The sequence below is a fragment of the Rathayibacter sp. AY1F3 genome, from assembly GCF_002931975.1.
Taxonomy (GTDB): domain Bacteria; phylum Actinomycetota; class Actinomycetes; order Actinomycetales; family Microbacteriaceae; genus Rathayibacter.
In genome coordinates this window covers 54,365-78,151 of record NZ_PSVF01000010.1, presented here as the reverse complement: position 1 = coordinate 78,151, position 23,787 = coordinate 54,365, and the positions used below count along the sequence as shown (strand labels likewise).

The following is a 23,787-nucleotide window of genomic DNA, read 5'->3' as shown; positions in this document are numbered from 1 at the left end:
CTCTGTGGGCTGCGGGGTGGAGGCGCGAGGGCCACTGGGGAGGATAGCGGGGCGGGCGCCTCTGCCGCGCCGGGCGTCGCGCGAGTACGCTTCCCGGCCATGAGCAGGATCTTCTCCGTGGCGTTCGCCGACGTGCACCCCCTCTACGTGGCGAAGGCGGAGCGCAAGGGCCGGACGAGGGAGGAGGTCGACGAGGCGGTCCGCTGGCTCACCGGCTTCTCGGACGAGGAGCTGGCCCGGCACCTCGAGAGCAGGACGACCTTCGAGGAGTTCTTCGCGGCGGCGCGCCTGCCTCCGCAGGCCTCGGCGATCACGGGGGTGATCTGCGGCGTGCGGGTCGAGACGATCGAGGATCCGCTGATGCAGCGCATCCGGTACCTCGACAAGCTGATCGACGAGATCGCGAAGGGACGGCCGATGGCGAAGGTGCTGCGGGCTCCCGCGGCCGGCTGAGCCGCCGGCCCCGGGCGCTCCTCCACAGGCGCCGATCCGCTCCGGTTCTCCCCGGTCCGGGCCGGCGGGATCTCGCGCCGCCGGCGACGCGAGCAGGGTGTCGGACATGACATCCACACAGCGAACCCCTGCTCCTCCGTCCCGCCGCCGCGATCCCGAAGTCCTGCGGGCGAGCGCGATCCAGGACCTCCTGGCGGCCGTCCCCTCCATCATCGGCATCCGTCCGGAGGAGTCCGTCGTGGTGGTGCCGTTCCTCGGCACGCGCGCCGGAGGAGGCTTCCGGATCCCGCTCCCGGAGACGCTGCGCGGGATGGAGGCGGAGGCGCTGGCGGGCGGCTGCGCGGCCATGATGGAGACGATGCCGCGGGCCACCGGTGTGCTGGTGGTGGTCTGCACCCGTGCGGGCTACGCCGAGGAGCGGGGGATCCCGCATCTCGACCTCGGCCGCGCGGTGCTCCGGCGCCTGGAGCGCACGCGCCTGGACATCATCGCCGTGGCCTGCATCGCTGCCGACGGATGGGGGCGCTACACGGACGCCGAGGAGTGCCGCAGGCCACGTCCGCTCCTCGAGATCGAGCGGAGCGAGACCGGCGTCCTCGCCCGAGCGGTGGCCGATGAGCCTCTGGACATCGACGCGCTCTCCGTGCTGCCGCCGGTCGTCGAGGAGGATCGCGCGCTCGTCGCGGAGGTGCTCCGCCGGCCGCCCCTGGTCGGCGACACGGAACGGCTCGTCGAGCGCTGGCTCAGCGGACCGCGGGACGTCCGCCGCGAAGGACTGATCGTGCGGACCCTGCAGTCGCCGCCCCTCCGAGACCGGGTGACCGTGCAGATCGCGCGGAGCCCGCAGGCGGGAGTGGGAGTGCCGCCCGGCGCGGTGGGCGAGGCCCGCGCCGGAACGGACGACGACCACGACCTCGAGCTGTCGGCCCTGCTGCTCGGCAGCGGGCGCGCTCCGGAGCGCGCCCGTCTGGCGCGGGCGACCGGGCTCCTCGCCCGTGCCGCCGCGCTGGCGCCGGAGGAGGCGCGCTCCTCCGTGCTCACCGTTCTCGCGTGGTGCTGGTGGGCGAGGGGAGTCTCGAGCCTCGCCGGGCTCCACCTCGACGAGGCGCTGCGGCTCGACCCCGACGACTCGATGGCCCGGCTCTACGCCTCGCTGTTCGCGGCCCGCCCCCTGCCGGACTGGGTGCTCGCGGCCGCTGCCGAGGCCCTCGATGCCGCGAGCGCCTGAGGTCGGGCGCCGGTCGGTGCGCTCGCCCCGGAGACGGATGCTCTTGCGCGGGGGAGGGGACGGCCCTAATGTGCAACCACATGGTTGTACGAATGGACGCCGACATCGACCTGCTCTTCCGGGCGCTGGCCGACAGCACCCGCCGCGACATCGTCGCCCGGGTGCTGGTCGGCGAGCAGTCCGTCTCCGCACTCGCGGCGCGCTACGAGATGTCGTTCGCGGCGGTGCAGAAGCACGTGGCCGTCCTCGAGCGGGCGGCACTCGTCCGCAAGCGGAGGAGGGGGCGGGAGCAGCTGGTGCAGGGCGAGGTCGCCGCAGTGCGGCGGGCGTCGCGCCTGCTCGACGCCTACGAGCAGCTGTGGGCGGGGAGGATCGACCGCATGTCGGACCTCCTCGACGAGGAGTGACACCCGCGAGCCGACCGGCGCGCGGGATCTGCTGGAGGGAGAGGCGCGATGAGCGTGCTGCAGTCCGTGAAGGACATCGAGGAACTGACCCTGACCGTGACCGCCGAGTTCGACGCGGGGATCGAGCGCGTCTGGCTCCTCTGGACGGATCCGCGCCGCCTCGAGCGCTGGTGGGGGCCGCCGACCTGGCCGGCGACCTTCGAGCGGCACGAGCCGGTCGAGGGCGGACGGAGCGCCTACGTCATGACGGGACCGGACGGCGAGCAGTCGCGCGGCTGGTGGCGCGTGACCCGGGTGGAGGAGCCGACGCGGTTCGAGTTCGAGGACGGCTTCGCCGACGAGCGCGGCGACCCGGTCGACGCGCTGGGGATCACCCGGGCCACGGTCACCCTCGACGAGATCGAGCCGGGGCGCACGCGGATGGTCCTCAGCAGCCGTTTCGAGTCGGTCGAGCAGCTCGAGCAGATGGTCCAGATGGGCATGGAGGAGGGACTCCGCCAGGCGATGGGGCAGATCGACGCGATCCTGCTCGAGGACTGAGTCGGCGCCCATGGAGGCTCGGCGCTCGCCGCGCCGAGCCTCCATGTGGAGGAGCCGTCCGCGCTACTGCTCGGGGTCGGTGAGGGCGGCGGCGTAGGCGCGGACGGAGCGCTGGTACCGGGGGAGCCCCGGAGCCAGCGCCTCCAGCGCGATCCGCAGGGCCTCGTCGACGCGCCCGGCGCTGTGCAGGGCGAGCGCGAGGAACACCTCCCGCGCGGAGCCCACCGCGGGGTGCGCAGCAGCGCCGGCGAGGAGGTCGATCGCCTCATCGGTGCGGCCGAGGTTCCGGAGTGTCGAGGCGTACTGGATCGTCAACCGCGCCCGCCGCTCGTCATCCAGGCCGGCTGCGAGGGCGCGCTCGTACTCGACCGCCGCCTCCGCCTCGTGTCCCGCGCTGTCGAGGGCGCCGCCCAGCTCGAAAGCGGCGACTCCGTCGTGTCCCGGGTAGCGGGCTGCGAGGACGCGCATCCGCTCGACGACGCCGTCCGGGTCGTCCTGAGCGTCGAGGCGCTCGACCGCCGCGAGCCAGAGGGCGAGCGCGTCGGTCTCGGGGCGGTCGGGGTCGGAGGCGCGTGTCTCGATCACGCCTCCGACGCTACCGCGCCCGCACAGTGCGGCGGAGCGGGGCTACGAGGCGGTCGAGTCGGCGCCGTCGTCGTCCGACCCGCCGTCGTCGGAGCCGGAGGTGGCCGCTCCGATCGGCGCGGCGCGTCGCCCGGCCTCGATCAGGGCGGTCGACGCAGCCGCTCCGCCGATCAGGGCGAACAGCGCCCAGCCGGCTCCCCACTTGCGCTTGCCGATCAGGGCGTCGAACGAGAGCGCGCCGGGGCCGTCCGCGACGATCGCGGCCGTCGCCGCGACGAGGACGGCGTTGTACTCCCACCCGCCGCCCGCGTTCCACAGGCCGTTGCTCCAGTGCACCTTGCGCACGGCGGTGACCATCGTGGCGACGAGTCCGGCGGCGGCGAGCGGAGTCGCGGCGCCGAGGGCGAGAGCGGCGCCTCCGGCCGTCTCGGTCACCGCTGCGGCGACGGCGTTGCGCCGGGCCGGGTGCATCTCCAGGCTCGACATCATCTGCTCGGTGCCGTCGAGGCCGGGGCCGTCGAACGAGCCCCGCAGCTTCTGCAGACCGTGTCCGACGAAGAGCCCGCCGACGGCGAGACGGAGAACGAGTGAGCCGACCTTCATGGTGACCTCCGGGGTGGGGTGGGGACGTGTAGTGCGAGGGTCCCGGTTGCGCCGCGCCCGGTCAAGGGGTCGCGCCCGGCGAGCGGGCCGCGCGGGAGGTGTGCGCGCTCGGGGAGGGCTCAGAGCAGCGTGTAGGCGGAGGCGTCCATCATCACGGTGCCGTCGGTGCACACCTGGAGCTCGGCGGGGGCGCGGACCGCGCCGTCCGGGGCGTCGAGGACCTCGGCGACGAGGTACGCGGAGGTCCCGACCGTGCAGCCGTAGGCGCCGGGGGAGTGCCAGGCGACCCGGACGTCCGCCCGGGCGCCCGGGACGAGGATCACGGGAGCGTCGGGGTTCGGGCCGGACGCGTCGGCGACCGCGCTGATCCGGTTCCCGTCGGCGTCGGTCGCGTAGACGCCGGGGATTCCCGCGAGAGCGCAGTCGGAGGAGGAGGTGCTGGTGAGCACGAGGTCGAAGGCGCTGTTCCCGGCACCCGACGCGTCGGGGTCGGGGCGGTACTCCATCGTCAGGTCGGAGCCCGTGCAGCGCGCCGCCGCCGGATCCGCGGCGGGAGAACCGGTCGACGAGGGCTCGGGGGTCGCCGTGACCGTCACGGTCACGGTGGGAGTCGGCGTCGGAGCGGGAGTCGGCGAAGAGGTCGCGGTCGCGGTCGGCGTCGGGAGCGGCGTCCGCGCGGACGGGGCTCCGCCGCTGCCTGCGCAGCCGGTGAGGACGAGGACGAGTGCTGCTGCTGCCAGCGCGGAGGCGCCGGTCCGGTGCGAGAACGTGCTCATGTCCGCAGTCTGCCACCGCCCGGACCGATCGGCCCCGTGGATGCGCGAGCATGCTCGGAGATCCCGGACAGGGAGGCGGAGGACGGATGCGGCGGGCGTCCGGAGGTGCCCCTCCTCGCGCCCGCCGCACCGGGGTCGGCGCTAGACGCGGACGACCATCTTCCCGGTGTTGCCGCCGCGCATCATCGAGAGGAACGCGTCCACGGCGTGGTCGATGCCGTCGACGACGGTCTCGTCGTAGGCGATCTCTCCGTCGGCGAACCAGCCGGCCATCAGCCGGTTGAACTCCGGCGCGTGGTCGAGGTAGCCGGACAGCGTGAATCCGCGCAGCGTGAGACCGCGGGTGATGATGTTCGCCATGTTGTCGGGGCCGGGCGTCTTCTCGGTGCTGTTGTAGCCGGCGATCGCTCCGCAGAGCGCCGCGCGGCCGCCGTCGCGGAAGGCGTCGAGGGCCGCCTCGAGGTGGTCGCCGCCGACGTTGTCGAAGTACACGTCGATCCCGTCGGGCGCTGCCTCGGCCAGCTGCTCGCGGACCGGGCCGGAGTGGTAGTCGAAGGCGGCGTCGTAGCCGTACTTCTCGGTCAGCAGGGCGACCTTCTCGGCCGAGCCCGCGGATCCGACGACCCGCTCGGCTCCGAGAAGGCGCGCGATCTGACCGGCGGCCGAGCCGACGGCTCCCGCGGCGCCCGAGACGAAGACGGTGTCGCCCTCCTTCATGCCCGCGATGGCGGTGAGCCCGACGTACGCGGTGAGTCCGGTCATCCCGAGGATGCCGAGGCGGAGCGAGAGCGGCACTCCGGGGATCTCGGGGACGACGCGGAACTGCGACGACTCGGCCTGCACGACGTCGCGCCAGCCGAGCTGGTGCAGGACCGCGCTGCCGACAGGGAACGCGGGGTCGTCGGAGACGGTCACCCGGCCGACGGCACCGCCGGTCATGGTCTCGCCGAGGGCGAAGGGCGGGGTGTAGCTCTTCACGTCGTTCATGCGGCCGCGCATGTAGGGGTCGACCGAGAGGAAGGCGTTCTCGACGCGGATCTCGCCCGCGGCCGGGTCGCCGTACTCGACGGTCGCGGTCCGGAAGTCCTCGGCGACGGGCCAGCCGTCGGGGCGGCGGACGAGCTGGATCTGGGTGCTGGTGACGGTGCTCATAGGACCTTTCGTGGTGGTGGAGCGGAGGGGATCAGAGTGAGAGGCCGACGGCGAGCGCGATCACCGCGAGCAGACCCGGGGTCATCTGGGTCAGCGCGGCGCGGCGCTTGGTCGGAGCGGAGAGGAGCAGGACGAGTGCTGCGGCGACCATCGATCCGGCGCCGGCGAACACGAGGGCCGCGCCGACGGCGGTGGCGCCGATCGCGACGGCGACGATGCCCGCCACGGTGACGACGGCGAGGAAGAGGTTGTAGAAGCCCTGGTTGTAGGCCATCTCCTTCGTCGCCTCCGCCTCGCCGGCGGTCGTGCCGAACGTCGATCGGGCGCGCGAGGTCGTCCAGAGGACCGACTCGAGCACGAAGATGTAGACGTGCAGCGCCGCGGCGAGAGCGGCGAGCACCAGTCCGAGAACGATCACGGCGGGCCTCCAGGCGATGGTCGTGATGCGGAGGGCTCCGCACCGATTGTGTAACGACCAGTCCACAATATACTGGAGCGAGCGGTCCGCGCCAGTGCGGCGCCGCAGCTGTCACCCCTCAGGAGGAGCACCGTGGGTCGCACGCAGGGCTTCGACACCGAGCAGGTCGTCCGCGCCGCCCGCGCCGTCTTCTGGGAGAGCGGCTTCGAGGAGGCGTCGCTCCCGGACCTGGAGTCCGCGACCGGACTGCGCCGCTCCAGCCTCTACCACGCCTTCGGCAGCAAGCGCGGGCTCTTCGACGCCGCCGTGCAGAGCTACCTCGACGAGGTGGTGCGGCCCCGGCTCGCCCCGCTCGTCGATCCGGGAGGGGCGTCGCCGACGGCGCTCGAGGTGTACTTCACCGGGCTGCGGGCGGCGCTTGCCGACTCCCGCACGCTCTCCGCGAGGAGCGGCTGTCTGCTGCTCAACGCCGCGTGCGCGCCGATCGCGCGCGACGACGCCGTGCGCGAGGTGATCGCCGACTACCGGGCCGAGCTGCTGGGCGCACTGCGCGCCGGAGCGCTGGCCCGCTGGCCCGACGCGCAGGCGTGGGCGTCGGCTCAGGCGGACGTCCTCGTGTCGCTCCTGGTGGCCGCGCTCGTGCTGGCCCGCGTCGATCCGGCGCAGTCGCTCGCCACCGTGGACGCCGCGCTCGCGCTCGTCCGGTCCTCCGCGCCCTGACGGCCGGCGCGACGAACGCCGGAGCACTGCTCTCGCGCCGGGCCCGCCCTCGCACCCGGCGCGCCGGGTCGGCCCGCACAGCACGACGCCCCCGTGCGCCTCGCGTCCCGGTGGGAGGGATGCGCGCGGGTGCGTCGGACGGGCGGGGTCAGTCGGTTCCGGCGTCGAACGCCGCACCCTCCGAGGCCAGGTCGGTGGCGCGTCCGAGCGCATCGGCCGCTGCGGACCCGCCGCCCTCGGTGATCGCGTCGGCCTCGCCGATCTCGAGCTCGCCGACGAGCTCGGCGGTCGGACCGCCGACGAGGCCGGCGGCCGCGTACTGCTCGAGCCGCGAGCGGGAGTCGGCGATGTCGAGGTTGCGCATCGTGAGCTGCCCGATGCGGTCCTCGGGGCCGAAGGCGGCGTCGCCGACCCGCTCCATCGAGAGCTTGTCGGGGTGGTAGCTCAGCGCGAGGCCGGTCGTGTCGAGGATCGTGTAGTCGTCGCCGCGACGCAGGCGCAGGGTGACCTCCCCGGAGACGGCCGAGCCGACCCAGCGCTGGATGGACTCGCGCAGCATCAGCGACTGCGGGTCGAGCCAGCGGCCCTCGTACATCAGGCGGCCGAGACGGCGGCCCTCCGAGTGGTACTGGGCGACGGTGTCCTCGTTGTGGATAGCGTTCAGCAGGCGCTCGTAGGCGATGTGCAGCAGCGCCATGCCGGGGGCCTCGTAGATGCCGCGGCTCTTGGCCTCGATGATCCGGTTCTCGATCTGGTCCGAGACGCCGAGCCCGTGGCGTCCGCCGATCGCGTTCGCCTCGAGCACGAGCGCGACGGCGTCCGAGAACTCGACGCCGTTCAGCGCGACGGGACGGCCGGCCTCGAAGCGCACCGAGACGACCTCGGAGGCGATCTCGACCTCGTCGCGCCACGACGCGACCCCCATGATCGGCTCGACGAGCTCGAGGCCGCTGGAGAGCTCCTCGAGGCGCTTGGCCTCGTGGGTGGCGCCCCAGATGTTGGCGTCGGTCGAGTAGGCCTTCTCGGTGGCGTCGCGGTAGGGGAAGCCGCGGGCGACCAGCCACTCCGACATCTCGGTGCGGCCGCCGAGCTCGTTGACGAACTGCACGTCGAGCCAGGGCTTGTAGATGCGCAGGCGGGGGTTGGCGAGCAGGCCGTAGCGGTAGAACCGCTCGATGTCGTTGCCCTTGTAGGTCGAGCCGTCGCCCCAGATGTCGACGCCGTCCTCGCGCATGGCGCGGACGAGGAGGGTGCCGGTCACGGCGCGGCCGAGGGGGGTGGTGTTGAAGTAGGTCTTGCCGCCGGAGCGGATGTGGAAGGCGCCGCACTGCAGGGCGACGAGCCCCTCCTCGACCAGCGCGCTCTTCGCGTCGACGAGGCGCGAGATCTCGGCGCCGTACTGGGCCGCGCGGGACGGGACGCTCTCGATGTCGGGCTCGTCGTACTGGCCGATGTCGGCCGTGTACGTGCAGGGCACCGCGCCCTTCTCGCGCATCCAGGCGACGGCGACGGATGTGTCGAGGCCTCCCGAGAATGCGATTCCGACACGCTCGCCCACGGGCAGACTGCTCAACACTTTCGACATGCCTCCGATTTTAGGAGGAACGGGGACCTCCTCCGTGCCGCGGGAGGTCCGAGCCGCCTCCCGGGGCGCCCGCGCGGGGTGCGCTCCGGCCGTGGGAGCACGTCCTCCGTCGATCCGCGTCGATCGCCGCCGCCCCCGACCGGGGCGCGCGAGCCGGCCGGAGGCTCCGTGGCCCGGAGGCGGCGCCCGCGCCCCCGGCGCGGATCGCCCGCTCCGGCTGAGTAGTTCCGCGCGGCCCGGATGGACGGCCGTGGCGAGCGCGTGCCAGGCTCCGCTCGACCCCGGCTTCCGCCGCCGCCGCCTCCGAAAGGGCTCTCCGTGCCACGACCTCCTCATCGCCTCGCGGCGATGGCCCTCGCCTGCCTGCTCGCCGCGGGCGGTTCCGCCGCTCTGGCGCCGTCCGCCCTCGCGACGCAGGCCGTCGCCGAGACTCCGACCGCCTTCGTCCCGGGGGAGACTCCGCCCGCAGAGGCGCGCGGATCGCAGACCTACACGAACGCCCTCCTCGGCGGCGACTCGCTCGACGCGGGCGAGCGCATCTTCTCGAACGGAGACTCCGCGAGCTTCGAGATGCAGGCGGACGGCAACGCCGTGATCTACGACGCCGGGCGCCGCCCCGTCTGGAGCACCAGGACCCAGGGCACCGGTGCGACCACGGTGCGGATGCAGGAGGACGGCAACCTCGTCGTCGTGACCGGCTCCGGCACGCCCGTCTGGGCGTCCGGGACCGCGGGAGAGACCGGCGCGCTCGCCCTCATCCAGGACGACGGGCAGCTCGTGCTCGTCCGCCCGAACGGGGACACGGCCTGGTCCTCGGCCGATGAGCAGGAGCCCGAGCCGGAGCCGATCGCCGACGTCCTCGACAGCGGGCGCGAGCTCTCTCCGGGACAGCAGCTGACCGCCTCCGACGGCCGCTCGCGCGCCGCGATGCAGAGCGACGGCAATCTTGTCGTCTACGTGGACGGATCGCCGCGCTGGAGCTCCGTCACCTCCGGAGCGGGCAACCGCCTCGCGATGCAGACCGACGGGAACGCGGTGGTCTCGGCCCCCGGGTCCGGCGTGCGCTGGCAGGCGGGAACGCCCGGGAACCCGGGCGCGCGGATGCGGATGCAGAACGACGGCAACCTGGTGATCACCGCCGCCTCCGGACGGCCGCTCTGGGCGACCTCGACCTCGCGCGCGCCCGAGATCCGCGACGTCCTCTCCTCCGGCTCGCGGCTCAGCCGGGGACAGCAGCTCACATCGCCGGACGGCCGGTCCCGTGCCTCCCTGCAGGGCGACGGCAATCTCGCGGTCTACTCGCGGGGGGACGTCCGCTGGGGCGCCGGCACCCAGGGCGAGGGCGAGACGCTCTCGATGCAGTCCGACGGCAACGCCGTGGTCACCTCCGCCTCGGGCCGACCCCTCTGGGCCTCGGGTACGGCGGGCAACCCGGGATCCCGCCTGCAGATGCAGAACGACGGCAACCTGGTCGTCTACTCCGCCTCGGGCCGCGCGCTGTGGGCGAGCGACACTCCTCCGGCGCCGCCCGCGCCCGCCGTCCGGGACACCCTCTCCTCCGGAAACCGGCTGACCGCCGGTCAGCTGCTGCGCTCCTCCGACGGAGGAAGCGAGGCGGTCATGCAGGGCGACGGCAACCTCGTCGTCTACTCGCGCGGCTCGGCCCGCTGGGCGGCCGGCACGTCCGGAGGCGGCAACCGGCTCGAGATGCAGTCCGACGGCAACGCCGTGGTCTACGCGGGCTCCGGCGGAGCGCGCTGGCAGTCCGGCACGGCGGGCAGCCCGGGCTCCCGGATGGTCATGCAGAACGACGGCAACCTGGTGATCTACTCGCCGCAGGGCCGCGCACTCTGGGCGAGCACGCAGGCCGTGGCGCCGGCGCCGGGTCCGCGACCGAATGGGCCGATCAGGACGTGCCGGTCATTCTCGAACTGGGCAGAAGCGAACGCCTGGTTCCAGACCTACGCCAACGCCGGCAACCTGGATGGGGACGGGGACGGCGTCCCCTGTCAGGATCTTCCAGGCGCACCCCGCCGGAACTGACCCGTGCCCATCGAGAGGGCGGGAGTTCCGAGTCTCTCCTTTCCTCCTCTGTGGCGGTCGGGGCCGGTCGGTGCACCGGCCGCTCCCGCGCCACCGGGCGACCCGGCATGCTGGGGCAGGACTCCGCCGACGACGCGGATCGGAAGGACGCCATGACCCCGACGACCCCCTCCAGCCGCAAGAGCCTGCTGGTCACCCCTGACGAGCTCGCCGAGCTCATGGCCTCCACCGAGCCGCCGCTCGTCCTCGACGTGCGCTGGCGCCTCGACCGGCCCGACGGCCGCCCGGAGTACCTCGCGGGCCACCTGCCCGGCGCGGTGCACGTCGACCTCGATCACGAGCTGGCCGCCCACGGCGAGCCGGAGGAGGGGCGCCACCCGCTGCCTCCGATCGAGGTGCTGCAGGAGGCGGCGCGCGGCTGGGGGCTCCGCCGGGGCCGGTCCGTCGTCGTGTACGACGACGCGCAGAGCGTCCCGGCCGCGCGGGCCTGGTGGCTGCTGCGGGCGACGGGAGTGGAGGACGTCCGCCTGCTCGACGGGTCGCTCGCCGGCTGGATCCGCTCGGGGCGGGAGCTCGAGACGGGCGACGTCCCGCGCGAGCGGGGCGACGTCGAGCTGGCCTACGGTCGGCTCCCGGTGCTGGACATCGACGAGGCGGCGGCGCTGCCCTCGGCGGGCGTCCTGCTCGACGCCCGCGCCCCTGAGCGGTACCGCGGCGAGGTCGAGCCGATCGACCCGCGGGCGGGCCACATCCCCGGCGCTCGGAACGCTCCCGTGTCCGCGGCGCTCGACTCCGAGGGGCGGTTCCGGCCCGCCTCCGACCTGCGCGCCGGATTCGAGGCGCTCGGCGTGCGGGAGGACGCCCCCGTCGGCGTGTACTGCGGCAGCGGCGTCTCGGCCGCGGTCGACGTCGTCGCGCTCACGCTCGCGGGCTTCGCATCGGCGCTCTACCCGGGCTCCTGGTCGCAGTGGTCGAGCACGCCGGGCCGGACGGTGGCGACCGGCCCGAAGGCCTGAAGCGCCTTCTTCGGATCGCGCGCGGAGCTCAGCTCAGGCGCGAGTGCTCGCCGAGGTGGTGCCAGGTGCGGTTGTGGTAGACGAGCGGCGCCGTGGTCTCGGAGTCCTCGGGCACGTGGGCCTCGAGGGCGTGCACGGCGACGATGGTGGACGATCCCGCCTCCATGCGGTTGATCACCGTGCCGCGGATCCAGGCGGCGGCGCCCGGGAAGAACGGCTCGCCCGTGGGCAGCCGCGACCAGAGCGACGTGTCGGCGAAGCGGTCGATGCCGCTGGTCGAGCCCAGGCGCGCCAGGTCGAGCTGCTCCGCCCCGAGCAGGTGCACGACCAGCGTCTCGGACGCCTGGATGGCCGGAGAGCTGGACGAGGCGGACGAGAGCGAGAAGACGAACAGCGGCGGCTCGGCGCTCACCGAGAAGACGGAGGTCGCGGTCAGGGCGACCGGGCCGGTGCCCGGGTCGGCGGTGATCAGCGCGACTCCGGCGGCGTGGTTGCGGAACGCGAGCTTGAAGTCCTCCGGGGAGAGTCCGGCGAAGGCGCGGTGCTCCGGCTCGCGGTCCGGGGTGGTGGCGAGGTTCTCGCGGCTCATCGGAGACTCCTGATCGATCGAGGGTGCGGCACGGGGTGGTGGCCCGCCGTCGCGCCGCAGCACGGCTCCTCCAGACTGGCGCACCGGCCGGGGGAGGGCCGCCCCATTGCGGAGTATGACGCCGCCACCTCGGGGAACGCCGATCCGCCGCTCCCTGTTCCCGATCACGCCGGATCGGGTGCGCGTCGTCGGCGCCGGCGTCCGCGCACCCGTCGCTCGCCCTCAGCGCAACCCGTCGCTGCGGCCGCGGTCTGCGCGCAGACTCGAGGGCATGGCCCACCGTCAGCGCACGTCCACCGCGCATCCCGAGAGCAAGACCTGCGCCTCCTGCGGTCGCGAGATCGAGTGGCGCGCGAAGTGGGCGCGCGACTGGGAGGACGTCCGCTACTGCTCGGACGCCTGCCGCCGTCGCGGAGTCGGTCCGGAGGAGGCGCGCCTCGAGGAGGAGATCCGCACCGTCCTGCTCGCGCGAGCGGCGTCGTCGACGGCGTGCCCGTCCGAGGTCGCGCGCCGAGTCGGCGGCGAGGAGTGGCGGCCGCTGATGGAGCCCGTGCGCCGGGCCGCGCGCCGCCTGGTCGACCGGGGCGAGATCGACATCGTGCAGGGCGGACAGGTCGTCGACCCGTCGCGGGCGAAGGGCCCGATCCGGCTGCGGCGGCGCCCCGGCGGACCCCTGTCGCCGGGCGGCGCCGCGGGCTAGCCTCAGCAGATGCCCAGCAGCGACGCCGTCGTCCTCACCGTCCCCGGATCGCACGGCGACCGGGAGGTGCGGATCTCGAGCCCTGAGCGAGTGCTCTTCCCGGAGCCGGGCATCACCAAGCGCGAGGTCGCGGAGTACCTGATCGCCGTCGGCGAGCCGTTCGTCGCGGCGAACGGCGGCCGCCCCGTCTCGCTGCAGCGGTTCTCCTCCGGGATCGAGGGCGAGCAGTTCTTCTCGAAGAACCCGCCCAAGGGCGCGCCCGAGTACGTCCGGTCCGTCCCGGTGACGTACCCGAGCGGGCGGGTGCATCCGCAGCTCGTGATCGACGAGCCCGCGGCCGCCGTCTGGGCGGCGCAGATGAACACCGTCGTCTTCCACCCGTGGGCGTCTCGCGCCGATGCGCCCGACCTGCCCGACCAGCTCCGGATCGACCTCGACCCGCAGCCCGGCACCGACGTCGCCGACGCGGTCGTCGCCGCGCACGCGCTGCGGGAGGTCCTGCGGGAGGCCGGCCTCGACCCGTTCGTGAAGACGTCCGGCAACCGCGGCCTGCACGTCTTCGCGCCGATCGTCGCCGAGCACGAGTTCCTCGACGTCCGCCACGCGGTGATCGCCGCGGCGCGCGAGCTGGAGCGGCGGATGCCCGAGCAGGTCACGACGGCGTGGTGGAAGGAGGAGCGCGGCGAGCGGATCTTCGTCGACTTCAACCAGGCCAACCGCGACCGGACGATCGCCGGTGCCTACAGCCCGCGGCCGCTCGCGCACGCTCCCGTCTCCACTCCGCTGGACTGGGACGAGCTCGACGGCGTCGACCCGCGGGCCTTCACGATCCGCACGGTCCCGGCGCGCCTCGCCGAGCGCGGTGATCCGTGGGCCCGGATGCACGACGCCCCCGGTCACCTCGACGCCCTGCTCGGCTGGTGGGAGCGCGATGTCGCCGCCGGCCTCGGCGAGCTGCCGTTCCCGCCCGACTTCCCCAAGATGCCGGGCGAGCCGCCCCGCGTGCAGCCCAGCCGCGCGAAGAAGGCCTAGCCGAGGACGTCGCCGAGGTCGTACGCGGTCGGCTGCTCCAGCTGCTCCATGGTGCAGGAGGCGGCGTCGCGGTCAGGGCGCCAGCGCTCGAACTGCACGGTGTGCCGGAAGCGGTCGCCCTCGCGCTGGTCGTAGCGGACCTCGAGCACGAGCTCGGGACGCAGGTGCACGAAGGAGGTGTCGCGGCCGCTCGAGAACCGGCTCCGCTCGCCCTCGCCGCGCACCGGCGCTCCCCCCGCGTCGCGCTCGACCGCGGGTGCGAGCTCCTCCAGCAGCTGCACGCGACGCTCGTCGCTGAAGGCCGAGACCCCGCCGACCTGGCGGACCTCTCCGTCGTCGCCGTGCAGGCCGAGCAGGATCGAGCCCACGCCCGGCTTGGAGGCGTGCTCGCGGTACCCGATCGCGATCACGTCGGCCGTGCGGTGGTGCTTGACCTTGAGCACGGCGCGCTTCCCGGGGGAGTAGGGCGCGGCCAGGGGCTTCGCCACGACGCCGTCCAGTCCTGCGCCCTCGAAGCGCTCCAGCCAGTCGCGCGCCAGGGCCTCGTCGTCGGTGGCGCGGCCGAGGTGCAGCGGATGCGGGACGCCGGCCATCACGGCGGCGAGCGCCTCCCGCCGCGCCGAGTACGGCTCCTCGAGCATGCTGCGCCCGTCCACGGCGAGCAGGTCGAAGGCGACGAGCATCGCCGGGGTGGTCTCCGCCAGCATCCTCACGCGGCTCGCGGCCGGATGGATGCGTTGCGAGAGCAGGTCCCAGTCGAGCCGCTGCGCTCCCGGCTCGCCGGTCGCCAGGACGATCTCGCCGTCGAGCACGCAGCCGTCGGGGAGCAGCCGGAGGAAGGCCTCGACGAGCTCGGGGAAGTACCGGGTCAGCGGCTTGGAGCCGCGGCTCCCGATCTCGCACTCGCCGCCGGAGACCGAGACGATCGCGCGGAACCCGTCCCACTTCGGCTCGTAGGAGTATCCGCCCGCGACGGCGGTCTGCTCCGGCACCGCCGGAACGGCCTTGGCGAGCATCGGGGCGAGGGGGAGCGCGAACGGGAGGTCCATGCCCTGATCATCCCGGCCGCGGACTCCGACCGCACCCCCTTCCGGAAGGCTGTGGACCGGCACGTTCCGGGCCCGCCGCGGAGGTTCGAGGCGTAGCGTTCCCGGCATGAGCATTGACTGGAAGCGCTGGACGCCCGTCGCCGTCGTCCCCGCGGTCGTCGTCGCCGCGGCCGTCGCCCTCCCCCTCTCGGCGAGCGCCGCGGGGGACCTCCCCGAGAAGTCCGCCGCCGACCTCCTCGCCTTCGTCGCCGAGAGCGACGCCACGGCGTTCTCCGGCGAGATCCGGCAGACCTCGGACCTCGGCCTGCCCGACCTCTCGGCGCTCGGCGGCTCGGCCGGCTCGGCGTCCGCCGACCCCGCCGACTCCCTCGTCGAGCTCGCCACGGGCTCGCACCAGGCGCGCGTGTACGTCGACGCCGAGAAGGGCGCGCGCCTCCAGGTGCTCGACCGGCTGGCCGAGCGCGACGTCGTCGCCTCGACGACCGACGGAGTCTGGATCTACGACTCGAGCGCGAACACCGCCACCCACCTCGCGCCTCCCGCGGGCGGAGCCCCCGAGGCCTCGCCGGGCGATCAGGTCGTGACGCCGTCGTCGGCCGCCGAGCGGCTGCTCGCCGCGATCGACCCGACGACCACGGTCGCGGTCGGCTCGGACGTCAGCGTCGCCGGGCGCGATGCGTACGAGCTCGTGCTCACGCCCCGCGACGGCGGCACCCTCGTGGGCTCCGTGACCGTCTCGGTCGACGGCGAGACGGGCCTCCCGCTCGGGGTAGCCGTGACCGCCCGCGGGGGCACCGCGCCCGCGTTCAGCGTCGCGTACACGAGCATCGACTTCTCGACGCCCGACGCGTCCCTCTTCTCCTTCACGCCCCCGGCCGGCGCCGAGGTGACGGAGCAGGCCGCTCCGGTCGACGACGCGGCGGACGCCTCCGACGCGCCCGCCGCGGGCACGGCCGAGCACTCCGACGTCGTCACCACGGGCTCCGGCTGGACGAGCGTCGTCGAGCTGCCCGCCGGTGACGCCGACGCGCTCTCCTCGCTCGACGCGGTCACCACGCCGGTCGACGGCGGCCGCGTCCTCTCCTCCGCCCTGCTGACCGTTCTCGTCACCGACGACGGACGCGTCCTCGCCGGAGCGGTCCCGGCCGAGACGCTCCGCGACGCGGCCTCCGCTCGGTGACGGCGGGCGAGCTCGCCGTCGAGACGCGGGGCCTCACCAAGCGCTTCGGGCGCCAGGAGGCGGTCTCCGGTCTCGACCTCGCCGTTCCCCGCGGCGCCGTCTTCGGCTTCCTCGGCCCGAACGGCTCGGGCAAGACCACGACGATCCGGATGCTGCTCGCCCTCGCCGCGCCGACCGCGGGCAGCATCACCGTCCTCGGGCAGGCCATGCCCCGGCGCGCGGCCGAGGTCCTGCCCCGGGTGGGGGCGCTGGTCGAGGGGCCGGGCTTCTACCCGTTCCTCTCTGGAGCGGCCAACCTCCGGCGCTTCGACGCCGCGGAGGCGGGCACCTCGTCCCGCACCCGCGACACCCGCGCGAAGGAGGCCCTCGCCCGCGTCGGCCTCTCGGCCGCGGCGCGCAAGAAGGTCGGCTCCTACTCCCTGGGCATGAAGCAGCGGCTCGGCATCGCGGTCGCCCTCCTCTCGCCGCGCGACCTGATCGTGCTGGACGAGCCCACGAACGGCCTCGACCCGCAGGGCACCCGCGAGGTCCGCGCCCTCGTGCGCGGACTGAACCAGGACGGCACGACCGTCCTCGTCTCCAGCCACCTCCTCGCCGAGATCGAGCAGCTCTGCACCCACGCCGCCGTCATGCGCACCGGGCGCCTCGTCGCCCAGGGCGGGCTCGACGAGCTGCGCGGGGACGCCGCCTCGGTCGAGCTGCTGACGCCCGACCGCGAGCGCGCGATCGTGGCCCTGCACACCCGGGGTCTGGAGCCGCGCACCGCGCCGGGCCCGCACCCCGCCGATCCGCCGCTGGTCGTCGCCGCTCTGCCGCCCGGGCTCGAGGCCGAGACGCTGGTCGCCGACCTCGTGCGGGCCGACGTCCGCGTCCGCGGGTTCGCCGTCCGCCGCCCCTCGCTCGAGGAGCGCTTCGTCGAGCTGACCGGGGAGGGCTTCGATGTCGAGCGCTGACGCGACCGTCCGCCGCGCGGGGATCGGGTCCCTGCTCGCCTCCGAGCTCGCCCTGCTCTTCCGCCGGCGCCGCACCTGGGCGCTGCTCGCGGCCCTGGCCGCCATCCCGATCCTGCTCGCCGTCGCGGTGCGGCTCTCGGGCGGCGACGGAGGCGGGCCCTCCTTCGTGGGAGCGATCGCCGGCAACGGCCTCTTCACCGGCTTCGCGGCCATCACGGTCGCCGTCCCGCTGTTCCTCCCGCTCACGGTCGGGGTCGTCGCCGGCGACGCGATCGCGGGCGAGGCCTCGCTCGGGACGCTGCGCTACCTGCTGGTCAGCCCCGTCGGCCGCGTGCGGCTGCTCGCGGTGAAGTTCGCCGCCTCCCTCGCCTTCTGCCTCGCCGCAGCACTCACTGTCATGGTGGTCGGGATCCTGATCGGCCTGGCGCTCTTCCCGGCGGGACCGGTGACGCTCCTCTCCGGCAGCACCGTCCCGCTCGGCGACGCGATCGGCCGGGCCCTGGCGATCGCCGTGTACGCGGCGCTCTCGCTGGTCGGGCTCTCGGCGATCGGCCTCTTCATCTCGACGCTGACCGATGTGCCGGTCGGCGCCATGGCGGCCACCGTCGTCGTCTCCATCGCGGCGCAGATCGTCGGCTCGCTCTCGCAGCTGGACGCCCTCCACCCGTTCCTGCTGACCGACCGGTGGTTCGACTTCGCCGACCTCCTGCGCGACCCGATCGCGTGGAGCTCCTTCGGCGAGAACGCGCTGCTCCAGCTCGCCTACGTCGCCGTGTTCGGGTCCCTCGCGATCGGCCGCTTCACCACCCGCGACATCCTCTCCTGATCCTGGGACGACGGAGGCCGCCCTCCCGCACTGCGGTGGGGGCGGCCTCCGATGTCGACGGGGTCAGTCCTGGGGAGCGATCCCGAAGCTGACGGAGCCGCCCTCGTCCACCTGCGCGTCGAGGACCTTGTCGCCGAGAGCGACGGAGGCGGCGACGTCGAGGAACACGCGCGCTCCGTCCTGCTCCACGACGGCGTCCGTCGTCTCGGGGGCCGCGGCGACCGCGACAGCGAAGTTGCGGGCGTCGAGATCGGTGCCGCTGATGCGCAGGCCTCCCTCGACGGGGGTCTCGGTCTGCCCGGTGATGGTCTTGACGACGGTGCTGGCGTTGTCGGTGAGCGTGAGCATCGGGTCGTTCCTTCCGTCCGTGGTCGATGAGGGGGCCACGTTGCCGGGATCCGGCGGCACCCTCAAGGCGGCGGAGCGGATGTGGAGGGGATGCACACCTGGACGGCCCGGGGAGTCGCGGCGCTCGCCGGAGCCGCGCCGGGCCGGGGGCGCCGCATCGCCTGCCACACTGGCCGGATGCACCCCGCCGACTCCTGCCCCTGCGGAAGCCGCCGCCACTACGCCGACTGCTGCCGCCCCGCCCACCTCGGCGAGGAGCCCTCGCCGACGGCGGAGCGCCTGATGCGCAGCCGCTACAGCGCGAACGTCCTCGGCAGCGCTCCCTACCTGCTCGCGAGCTGGCACCCCTCGACCCGGCCGCGCCGCATCGACCTCGATCCCGACGTGCAGTGGCGCCGGCTCCAGATCGTCGACACCTCGTTCGGCGGGGAGGGCGACGAGGAGGGCCTGGTCGAGTTCCGCGCCTCCTACCGCTCGCCCGCCGGCCCCGGCCTCGTGCACGAGCGCAGCCGCTTCCTGCGCGAGGACGGTCGCTGGCTCTACGTCGACGGCGAGATGCTCGGCGACGAGGCCTGATCCGTCCGGGCCGTCCTACTCTGGAGGCATGGCCAAGGACTTCCGCCGTTCGGACGACGCGTCGCGCTACGAGCTCCACCTCGACGGCGCCCTGGTGGGCGTCCTCGACTACCGCGAGGCGCCCGGCAGCGTCTCCCTCGTCCGCTCCTTCACGACCCCGCCCTTCCGAGGCCGCGGGCTCGCCGGCGAGCTGGTCTCCTTCGCCGTCGACGACATCGAGGCCGCCGGCGGGCGGAGCGTCGTGCCGATGTGCTGGTACGTCGGGCAGTGGTTCGAGCAGCACCCCGAGAAGGCGCACCTGCTCGCTCCCTCCTGAGCCGCTCGCTCACTCGCGGACCGCGGGCTCCACTCCGGCCAGGTCCGGGCCGAGGCCGAGGTCGACCAGGCGCAGACGGCCCGCGTAGGAGTCGCCCGGAGGCAGCAGCAGACCGGCCTTGATCGCGCCGAAGGCGACCGTCACATCGGCGCGCAGCACGGTGGGATCGGGGACCGACCCGTCGTCGGGATGGATGCCGCTCGGCAGGTCGACCGCGACGACCACCGGGCGCTCGGCCCGCCGCTCCAGCGCGTCGAGCACCGCCTCGACGACGACGCGCGGCCGTCCCCGCAGCGCGGGCTCCGTCGCTCCGATGCCGAGGATCCCGTCGACCAGGACGTCCGCCCGCGCCACCGCCGCGGCGAGGCCGGGCGCGTCGTCGGCCGGCACCTGCCCGCAGCCCTCGTCGAGCGCCACGGCCAGGCCCCGGCGGTGCACCCGCTCGGCCGTGAGGACGAGGACGACGTCGGTTCCGGAGGAGGAGAGCTCGGCGGCCGCGTAGAGCGCGTCACCGCCGTTGTCGCCCGGACCGACCAGGACGAGCACCGAGCCCGGACGGGAGCGGTCGGAGCGCCCGGCGAGCACGAGACGCAGCTCGCGGGCCAGGCCGTCGGCGGCGCGCTGCATCAGCGGCTCCCGCCGGGCCAGGTGCGGAGCCTCGGCGGCCCGCACCTGCGCGGACGTGTATCCCTCGACCATGCGCTCCACTGTGCGCGCGGCGCAGCGGGCGTGCAACCCCGTCAGCTCTCCTGCACCGCCCGGTCCGACTCCTCGACGATCGCCCGCATCGCGGCCTCCGCAGCGTCCGCGTCGCCCGAGGCGACGGCGGCGGCCACCGCCCGGTGCAGCCGCACCGCGGTGGAGTCGGCCTCGCGCGGCATGAGCGCGTTGCGGGTGCGGCCGGCGAGGACCTCGGCGACCAGATCGCCCAGCTGCGCGAGCATCCGGTTGCCGGACGCGGCCAGGAGGGAGCGGTGGAAGGCGGTGTCGGCGGCGAGGTAGGCGGACTGGTCGGCTGCGCGGGAGTGGGTGGAGAGGGCGTCGCCCGCCTCCGTGAGCGCCCGCCGCTGCTCCTCGGTCGCGTTCGCCGCGGCGAGCCTTGCGGCGAGCGGCTCCACCCCGAGTCGGAGCTCGCTGAGCTGGTGCAGCTGGCGCCGCCGGTCCGGGCCGTCCAGTCCCCACGCGACGACCCGCGTGTCCAGGGCGTTCCAGCACTCCGGAGGCTGGACCTGCGTCCCCGCGCGGCGGCGGGACGTCACGAGCCCGAGCGTCTCGAGGACGCGCACCGCCTCCCGCATCACCGAGCGGGAGACCCCGCGCCGCTCCGCACGCTCGTCGGCGCTGAAGGTGGTGCCCGGCGCGAGCTCGCCGCGCACGATCTGCGAGCCGAGCTCGTCCAGCACCGAGTGGTGCAGTGAGGGCGTCGGCGCGGGCATGCGGTCATCCTGCCATCGCCGGAGTCGCGCCCTGGCCGATCTTCGGGCATGATCGGGACACACGCAGGTTATGTCGGACAAAAGCCGGCCGCTGGCCGTCGGCTCGACCAAGGACGCTCATGACACCGACCCTCCTCCCCGCCCTCCGCGCCGCCGCCGGGGACGCGCCGGCCACCACCGCCGGGCAGGGGCAGCTGATCCTCGCCGCCGTCGTCGGCATCGCCGTGATCGTCGTGCTGATCACCTGGCTGAAGCTGCACCCCTTCGTCTCCCTGCTGATCGGAGCGCTGACGACGGGCCTGATCGCGGGGCTGGCGGCGGCGGACGCGGTCGCCAGCTTCGCGCTGGGGTTCGGCAACACCATGGGCGGCGTCGGCATCCTCATCGGCCTCGGCGCGATGTACGGCAAGCTCCTCGCCGACTCGGGCGGCGCGGACCGCATCGTGGACACCCTCATCGCCCGCTCGAGCACTCGCGCGCTGCCCTGGATGATGGGCTTCGTCGGCGCGCTGATCGGGCTGCCGATGTTCTTCGAGGTCGGGCTCGTGCTGCTGATCCCGGTCGTGATCCTGGTCGCCCGCCGGAGCGGTCTGCCGCTGATGAAGGTGGCGATCCCGACGCTCGCCGGCCTCTCGGTGATGCACGGCCTCGTCCCGCCCCACCCCGGACCGCTGGTCGCGATCGACGCGCTCGGCGCGAACCTCGGCGTGACCCTCGCGTTCGGCGTCCTGGTCGCGATCCCCACCGTCGTCGTCGCCGGCCCGCTCTTCGGCCGGGTCGCCGCCCGCTGGGCGCCGGTGGAGACGCCGCCGCTCTTCGGCGAGGGCGCGGGCGAGACGCGCGAGCACCGCCCGGGCTTCGCCGCCGCCGTCGCGAGCATCCTGCTGCCGGTCGTGCTGATGCTGGGCAAGGCGATCGCCGACATCGCGGCCCCGGGCTCCACGGACGCCTGGAAGGGGGCCCTCGACTTCCTCGGCACGCCGACCATCGCGCTGGGGATCGCGCTCCTGGCCGGTCTGGTCCTGCTCGGCCGCGGCGGCCGGATGAACCGCACCGAGCTGCAGGCCTCGCTCTCGAGCTCGCTGCCGCCGATCGCGGGCATCCTGCTCATCGTCGGCGCGGGCGGCGGTTTCAAGCAGGTCCTCGTCGACACCGGGATCGGCGGGGTGGTCGCCCAGCTCGCGGAGGGGAGCGGCGCCTCGGCGCTGCTGCTCGCCTGGCTCGTGGCCGTCGTGATCCGCGTCGCCACCGGCTCCGCGACCGTCGCCACCGTGACCGCCGCAGGGATCCTCCAGCCGCTGACCGAGACCATGGACGGGCCGATGGTCGCCCTCATGGTGCTCGCGATCGGCGCCGGCTCGGTGTTCCTGTCGCACGTCAACGACGCCGGGTTCTGGCTGGTGAAGGAGTACCTCGGGCTCAGCATCGGCCAGACGCTCAAGACCTGGACCGTGATGGAGTGCCTGGTCTCGGTGACCGGGCTCGCCGGGGTCCTCCTGATCGGTCTCTTCGTAGGAGGTATCTGATGACCGCTCTTCCCACCGTCCCCGTCCGCGCCGTCGTCGTCATGGGCGTCTCCGGCAGCGGCAAGTCGACCGTCGCGTCGCTCCTGGCGCGCCGACTGGGCTGGAAGTTCCTCGAGGGGGACGACCTGCACCCGCAGGCGAATGTCGACAAGATGCACGCCGGCATCCCGCTGACCGACGAGGACCGGGCGCCCTGGCTGGCCGAGATCGCCCGCGTGGTGGACCAGCGGATCGCCGCGGGCGGCTCGGTCGTCGTGACCTGCTCTGCCCTGCGCCGCCGCTACCGCGACGTCCTGCGCCGCGACGACCTCGTCTTCGCGCACCTCGCGGGATCGAGGGACCGTATCGCCGGGCGGCTCGCCTCGCGGGTCGGCCACTTCATGCCGACCACGCTGCTCGACTCGCAGTTCGAGGCGCTCGAGCCCCTCGGCGACGACGAGCTCCACGTCACGGTCGACGTGGGCGGCGCTCCGGAGGAGGAGATCGCCGAGATCCTCGGGGGGCTCGGCCTCGCGCCCGCGGGCGCCTAGAGCAGCAGCGACTCCACCGGCACGGCCGGGAGGTCGAAGGCCGCGGCGACGGCGGTGTTCGTCACCCGGCCGTCGTGGGTGCTCAGGCCGCGGGCGAGCGCCGGGTCGGCGGCCAGGGCGGCCCGCCACCCGCGGTCGGCCAGCGCGAGCGCGTAGGGGAGCGTCGCGTTGGTGAGCGCGCGGGTCGAGGTCTCGGGGACGGCGCCGGGCATGTTCGCGACGCAGTAGTAGACGCTCCGGTGCACGGGGAACACCGGGTCGTCGTGCGTGGTCGGACGCGAGCCCTCGAAGCAGCCGCCCTGGTCGATCGCGATGTCGACCAGCACCGAGCCCGGCTTCATCGTGGCGACCATCTCGTCGGTCACCAGCTTGGGCGCCTTGGCGCCCGGGATGAGGACGGATCCGATCACGAGGTCGGCGTCGGCCAGCTGCGCGGCGATCTCGTAGGCCGAGGAGGCGCGGGTCTGGATCGCGCCCTGGAAGCGGTTCTCGAGCTGCGCGAGGCGGGGGAGCGAGAGGTCGACGATCGTGACGTCGGCTCCCATGCCGAGGGCGTTCGCCGCGGCGTGCTCGCCGGCCGTGCCGCCGCCGATCACGACGACCCTCGCCTTCGGAGTGCCGGGGACCCCGCCGAGCAGCGTGCCCCGTCCGCCGACGGCGCTCATGAGGTGGTAGGCGCCGACCGTGATCGACAGGCGCCCGGCGACCTCGCTCATCGGCGAGAGCAGCGGCAGCCGCCGGTCGTCCAGCTGGACCGTCTCGTAGGCGATGGAGGTCGTCCCCGCCGCGAGCAGCGCATCGGTGCACGGGCGGGAGGCGGCGAGGTGGAGGTAGGTGAAGAGCACCTGGTCGCGGCGCATCCGCGGGTACTCGGCCTCGATCGGCTCCTTGACCTTGAGGACCAGCTCGGACTCGCCCCAGACCTCGTCGGGCCCGTCGACGACGAGGGCGCCGGCGCGGCGGAAGTCGTCGTCCGACACGCGCGAGCCCAGGCCCGCGCCGGCCTCGACGAGGACCTCGTGGCCGCGGCGCACCAGCTCGTGGACGCCGGCCGGAGTGGCGGCGACCCGGTTCTCGTTGTTCTTGATCTCGGTGGGGATCCCGACGCGCACGGCGGCTCCTTCGCTGCGGCCCGCGGGGCGGGCGGTGGGCGCCGATCCTGCATCGGCTCTGCCCCCATCGTGCGAAGATCGTGCCCGG

28 protein-coding genes are annotated in these 23,787 nt (G+C 74.2%); 16 read left to right on the top strand and 12 right to left on the bottom strand.

The window, feature by feature from the left end:
• Positions 1-99: 99 nt before the first annotated feature.
• The 4 genes from C5C39_RS08135 (at position 100) to C5C39_RS08120 (ending at position 2,628) form a co-directional block, all read left to right on the top strand.
• A complete protein-coding gene (locus C5C39_RS08135) occupies positions 100-453 on the top strand; it encodes a DUF2200 domain-containing protein (RefSeq protein ID WP_104225408.1) in 354 nt (117 codons plus the stop codon).
• Between the two features lie 106 nt (positions 454-559).
• Positions 560-1,681 (top strand): DUF4192 family protein, encoded by a 1,122-nt coding sequence (locus tag C5C39_RS08130; protein WP_146083902.1) that lies wholly within the window; start codon positions 560-562, stop codon positions 1,679-1,681.
• 80 nt (positions 1,682-1,761) lie between these two features.
• A complete protein-coding gene (locus C5C39_RS08125; RefSeq protein WP_104222609.1) occupies positions 1,762-2,088 on the top strand; it encodes a metalloregulator ArsR/SmtB family transcription factor in 327 nt (108 codons plus the stop codon).
• 48 nt (positions 2,089-2,136) lie between these two features.
• Positions 2,137-2,628 carry an SRPBCC domain-containing protein gene (locus C5C39_RS08120; protein WP_104353096.1) on the top strand — a complete coding sequence of 164 codons (492 nt, stop codon included), beginning with the start codon at positions 2,137-2,139 and terminating at the stop codon, positions 2,626-2,628.
• Between the two features lie 63 nt (positions 2,629-2,691).
• On the opposite strand, the gene C5C39_RS08115 is transcribed toward C5C39_RS08120, so the two are convergent.
• The 5 genes from C5C39_RS08115 to C5C39_RS08095 all read right to left on the bottom strand — a co-directional run bounded on the left by C5C39_RS08115 (position 2,692) and on the right by C5C39_RS08095 (position 6,162).
• Positions 2,692-3,213, bottom strand: coding sequence for a tetratricopeptide repeat protein (locus C5C39_RS08115; RefSeq protein WP_258063453.1), 522 nt, complete (start codon positions 3,211-3,213; stop codon positions 2,692-2,694).
• A gap of 42 nt (positions 3,214-3,255) precedes the next feature.
• On the bottom strand, positions 3,256-3,816 hold the full coding sequence (locus C5C39_RS08110) for a DoxX family protein (RefSeq protein ID WP_104353095.1): 561 nt from the start codon (positions 3,814-3,816) through the stop codon (positions 3,256-3,258).
• A gap of 119 nt (positions 3,817-3,935) precedes the next feature.
• Complete coding sequence (locus C5C39_RS08105; RefSeq protein WP_104273309.1) at positions 3,936-4,592, bottom strand: DUF4232 domain-containing protein; 657 nt, start codon at positions 4,590-4,592, stop codon at positions 3,936-3,938.
• A gap of 141 nt (positions 4,593-4,733) precedes the next feature.
• Positions 4,734-5,744: an NADP-dependent oxidoreductase gene (locus C5C39_RS08100; RefSeq protein WP_104222542.1), complete on the bottom strand. Its 1,011-nt coding sequence runs from the start codon at positions 5,742-5,744 to the stop codon at positions 4,734-4,736.
• 31 nt (positions 5,745-5,775) lie between these two features.
• On the bottom strand, positions 5,776-6,162 hold the full coding sequence (locus C5C39_RS08095) for a DUF1304 domain-containing protein (RefSeq protein WP_104222543.1): 387 nt from the start codon (positions 6,160-6,162) through the stop codon (positions 5,776-5,778).
• 132 nt (positions 6,163-6,294) lie between these two features.
• Here C5C39_RS08095 and C5C39_RS08090 point away from each other — a divergent pair, with 132 nt between their 5' ends.
• Positions 6,295-6,882, top strand: a complete 588-nt coding sequence (locus C5C39_RS08090) for a TetR/AcrR family transcriptional regulator (RefSeq protein WP_104353094.1) — start codon at positions 6,295-6,297, stop codon at positions 6,880-6,882.
• Between the two features lie 148 nt (positions 6,883-7,030).
• Here C5C39_RS08090 and argG read toward each other — a convergent pair whose 3' ends face one another.
• On the bottom strand, positions 7,031-8,467 hold the full coding sequence (gene argG / locus C5C39_RS08085) for an argininosuccinate synthase (protein ID WP_104353093.1): 1,437 nt from the start codon (positions 8,465-8,467) through the stop codon (positions 7,031-7,033).
• A 348-nt stretch (positions 8,468-8,815) separates the two neighbouring features.
• Here argG and C5C39_RS08080 point away from each other — a divergent pair, with 348 nt between their 5' ends.
• Complete coding sequence (locus C5C39_RS08080; protein WP_181136350.1) at positions 8,816-10,510, top strand: hypothetical protein; 1,695 nt, start codon at positions 8,816-8,818, stop codon at positions 10,508-10,510.
• Positions 10,511-10,662: 152 nt separating this feature from the next.
• Positions 10,663-11,526 (top strand): sulfurtransferase, encoded by an 864-nt coding sequence (locus C5C39_RS08075; RefSeq protein WP_104353114.1) that lies wholly within the window; start codon positions 10,663-10,665, stop codon positions 11,524-11,526.
• A gap of 28 nt (positions 11,527-11,554) precedes the next feature.
• Here the strand turns inward: C5C39_RS08075 and C5C39_RS08070 are convergent, their stop codons facing one another.
• On the bottom strand, positions 11,555-12,115 hold the full coding sequence (locus tag C5C39_RS08070) for a flavin reductase family protein (RefSeq protein ID WP_104222547.1): 561 nt from the start codon (positions 12,113-12,115) through the stop codon (positions 11,555-11,557).
• A gap of 271 nt (positions 12,116-12,386) precedes the next feature.
• Here C5C39_RS08070 and C5C39_RS08065 point away from each other — a divergent pair, with 271 nt between their 5' ends.
• A complete protein-coding gene (locus tag C5C39_RS08065) occupies positions 12,387-12,815 on the top strand; it encodes a DUF2256 and DUF3253 domain-containing protein (RefSeq protein ID WP_104233370.1) in 429 nt (142 codons plus the stop codon).
• A 9-nt stretch (positions 12,816-12,824) separates the two neighbouring features.
• The gene (gene ligD / locus C5C39_RS08060) at positions 12,825-13,847 is read left to right on the top strand and encodes a non-homologous end-joining DNA ligase (RefSeq protein WP_181136349.1); all 1,023 of its coding nucleotides are present in this window, start codon (positions 12,825-12,827) and stop codon (positions 13,845-13,847) included.
• On the opposite strand, the gene C5C39_RS08055 is transcribed toward ligD, so the two are convergent.
• On the bottom strand, positions 13,844-14,896 hold the full coding sequence (locus C5C39_RS08055; protein ID WP_104353091.1) for an ATP-dependent DNA ligase: 1,053 nt from the start codon (positions 14,894-14,896) through the stop codon (positions 13,844-13,846). The two genes, ligD and C5C39_RS08055, sit on opposite strands and share 4 nt — an antisense overlap.
• A 106-nt stretch (positions 14,897-15,002) precedes the next feature.
• On the opposite strand from C5C39_RS08055, the gene C5C39_RS08050 reads away from it, so the two are divergent.
• The 3 genes from C5C39_RS08050 to C5C39_RS08040 are packed head-to-tail and all read left to right on the top strand — an operon-like array spanning position 15,003 to position 17,855.
• Positions 15,003-16,076, top strand: a complete 1,074-nt coding sequence (locus C5C39_RS08050; RefSeq protein ID WP_104353090.1) for a DUF2092 domain-containing protein — start codon at positions 15,003-15,005, stop codon at positions 16,074-16,076.
• Complete coding sequence (locus tag C5C39_RS08045) at positions 16,073-17,029, top strand: ABC transporter ATP-binding protein (RefSeq protein WP_104238593.1); 957 nt, start codon at positions 16,073-16,075, stop codon at positions 17,027-17,029. Before C5C39_RS08050 ends, C5C39_RS08045 begins: the two co-directional genes overlap by 4 nt.
• The gene (locus tag C5C39_RS08040) at positions 17,016-17,855 is read left to right on the top strand and encodes an ABC transporter permease (RefSeq protein WP_104247161.1); all 840 of its coding nucleotides are present in this window, start codon (positions 17,016-17,018) and stop codon (positions 17,853-17,855) included. Before C5C39_RS08045 ends, C5C39_RS08040 begins: the two co-directional genes overlap by 14 nt.
• A 63-nt stretch (positions 17,856-17,918) precedes the next feature.
• On the opposite strand, the gene C5C39_RS08035 is transcribed toward C5C39_RS08040, so the two are convergent.
• Complete coding sequence (locus C5C39_RS08035; protein WP_104222553.1) at positions 17,919-18,203, bottom strand: hypothetical protein; 285 nt, start codon at positions 18,201-18,203, stop codon at positions 17,919-17,921.
• Positions 18,204-18,293: 90 nt separating this feature from the next.
• Here C5C39_RS08035 and C5C39_RS08030 point away from each other — a divergent pair, with 90 nt between their 5' ends.
• Positions 18,294-18,779 carry a YchJ family protein gene (locus tag C5C39_RS08030; protein ID WP_258069404.1) on the top strand — a complete coding sequence of 162 codons (486 nt, stop codon included), beginning with the start codon at positions 18,294-18,296 and terminating at the stop codon, positions 18,777-18,779.
• Positions 18,780-18,807: 28 nt separating this feature from the next.
• A complete protein-coding gene (locus C5C39_RS08025; protein ID WP_104353089.1) occupies positions 18,808-19,095 on the top strand; it encodes a GNAT family N-acetyltransferase in 288 nt (95 codons plus the stop codon).
• Between the two features lie 9 nt (positions 19,096-19,104).
• Here the strand turns inward: C5C39_RS08025 and C5C39_RS08020 are convergent, their stop codons facing one another.
• Complete coding sequence (locus tag C5C39_RS08020) at positions 19,105-19,794, bottom strand: NAD(P)H-hydrate epimerase (protein WP_104353088.1); 690 nt, start codon at positions 19,792-19,794, stop codon at positions 19,105-19,107.
• A gap of 41 nt (positions 19,795-19,835) precedes the next feature.
• The gene (locus C5C39_RS08015; protein WP_104353087.1) at positions 19,836-20,531 is read right to left on the bottom strand and encodes a FadR/GntR family transcriptional regulator; all 696 of its coding nucleotides are present in this window, start codon (positions 20,529-20,531) and stop codon (positions 19,836-19,838) included.
• Between the two features lie 119 nt (positions 20,532-20,650).
• Here C5C39_RS08015 and C5C39_RS08010 point away from each other — a divergent pair, with 119 nt between their 5' ends.
• Entirely contained in the window at positions 20,651-22,057 is a 1,407-nt protein-coding gene (locus C5C39_RS08010; RefSeq protein WP_104273301.1) for a GntP family permease, read from the top strand.
• The gene (locus tag C5C39_RS08005; protein WP_104353086.1) at positions 22,057-22,587 is read left to right on the top strand and encodes a gluconokinase; all 531 of its coding nucleotides are present in this window, start codon (positions 22,057-22,059) and stop codon (positions 22,585-22,587) included. The genes C5C39_RS08010 and C5C39_RS08005 overlap by 1 nt, the downstream gene beginning before the upstream one ends.
• Here the strand turns inward: C5C39_RS08005 and ald are convergent.
• On the bottom strand, positions 22,584-23,699 hold the full coding sequence (gene ald / locus C5C39_RS08000) for an alanine dehydrogenase (RefSeq protein WP_104247156.1): 1,116 nt from the start codon (positions 23,697-23,699) through the stop codon (positions 22,584-22,586). The genes C5C39_RS08005 and ald overlap by 4 nt on opposite strands.
• Between the last annotated feature and the right edge of the window lie 88 nt (positions 23,700-23,787).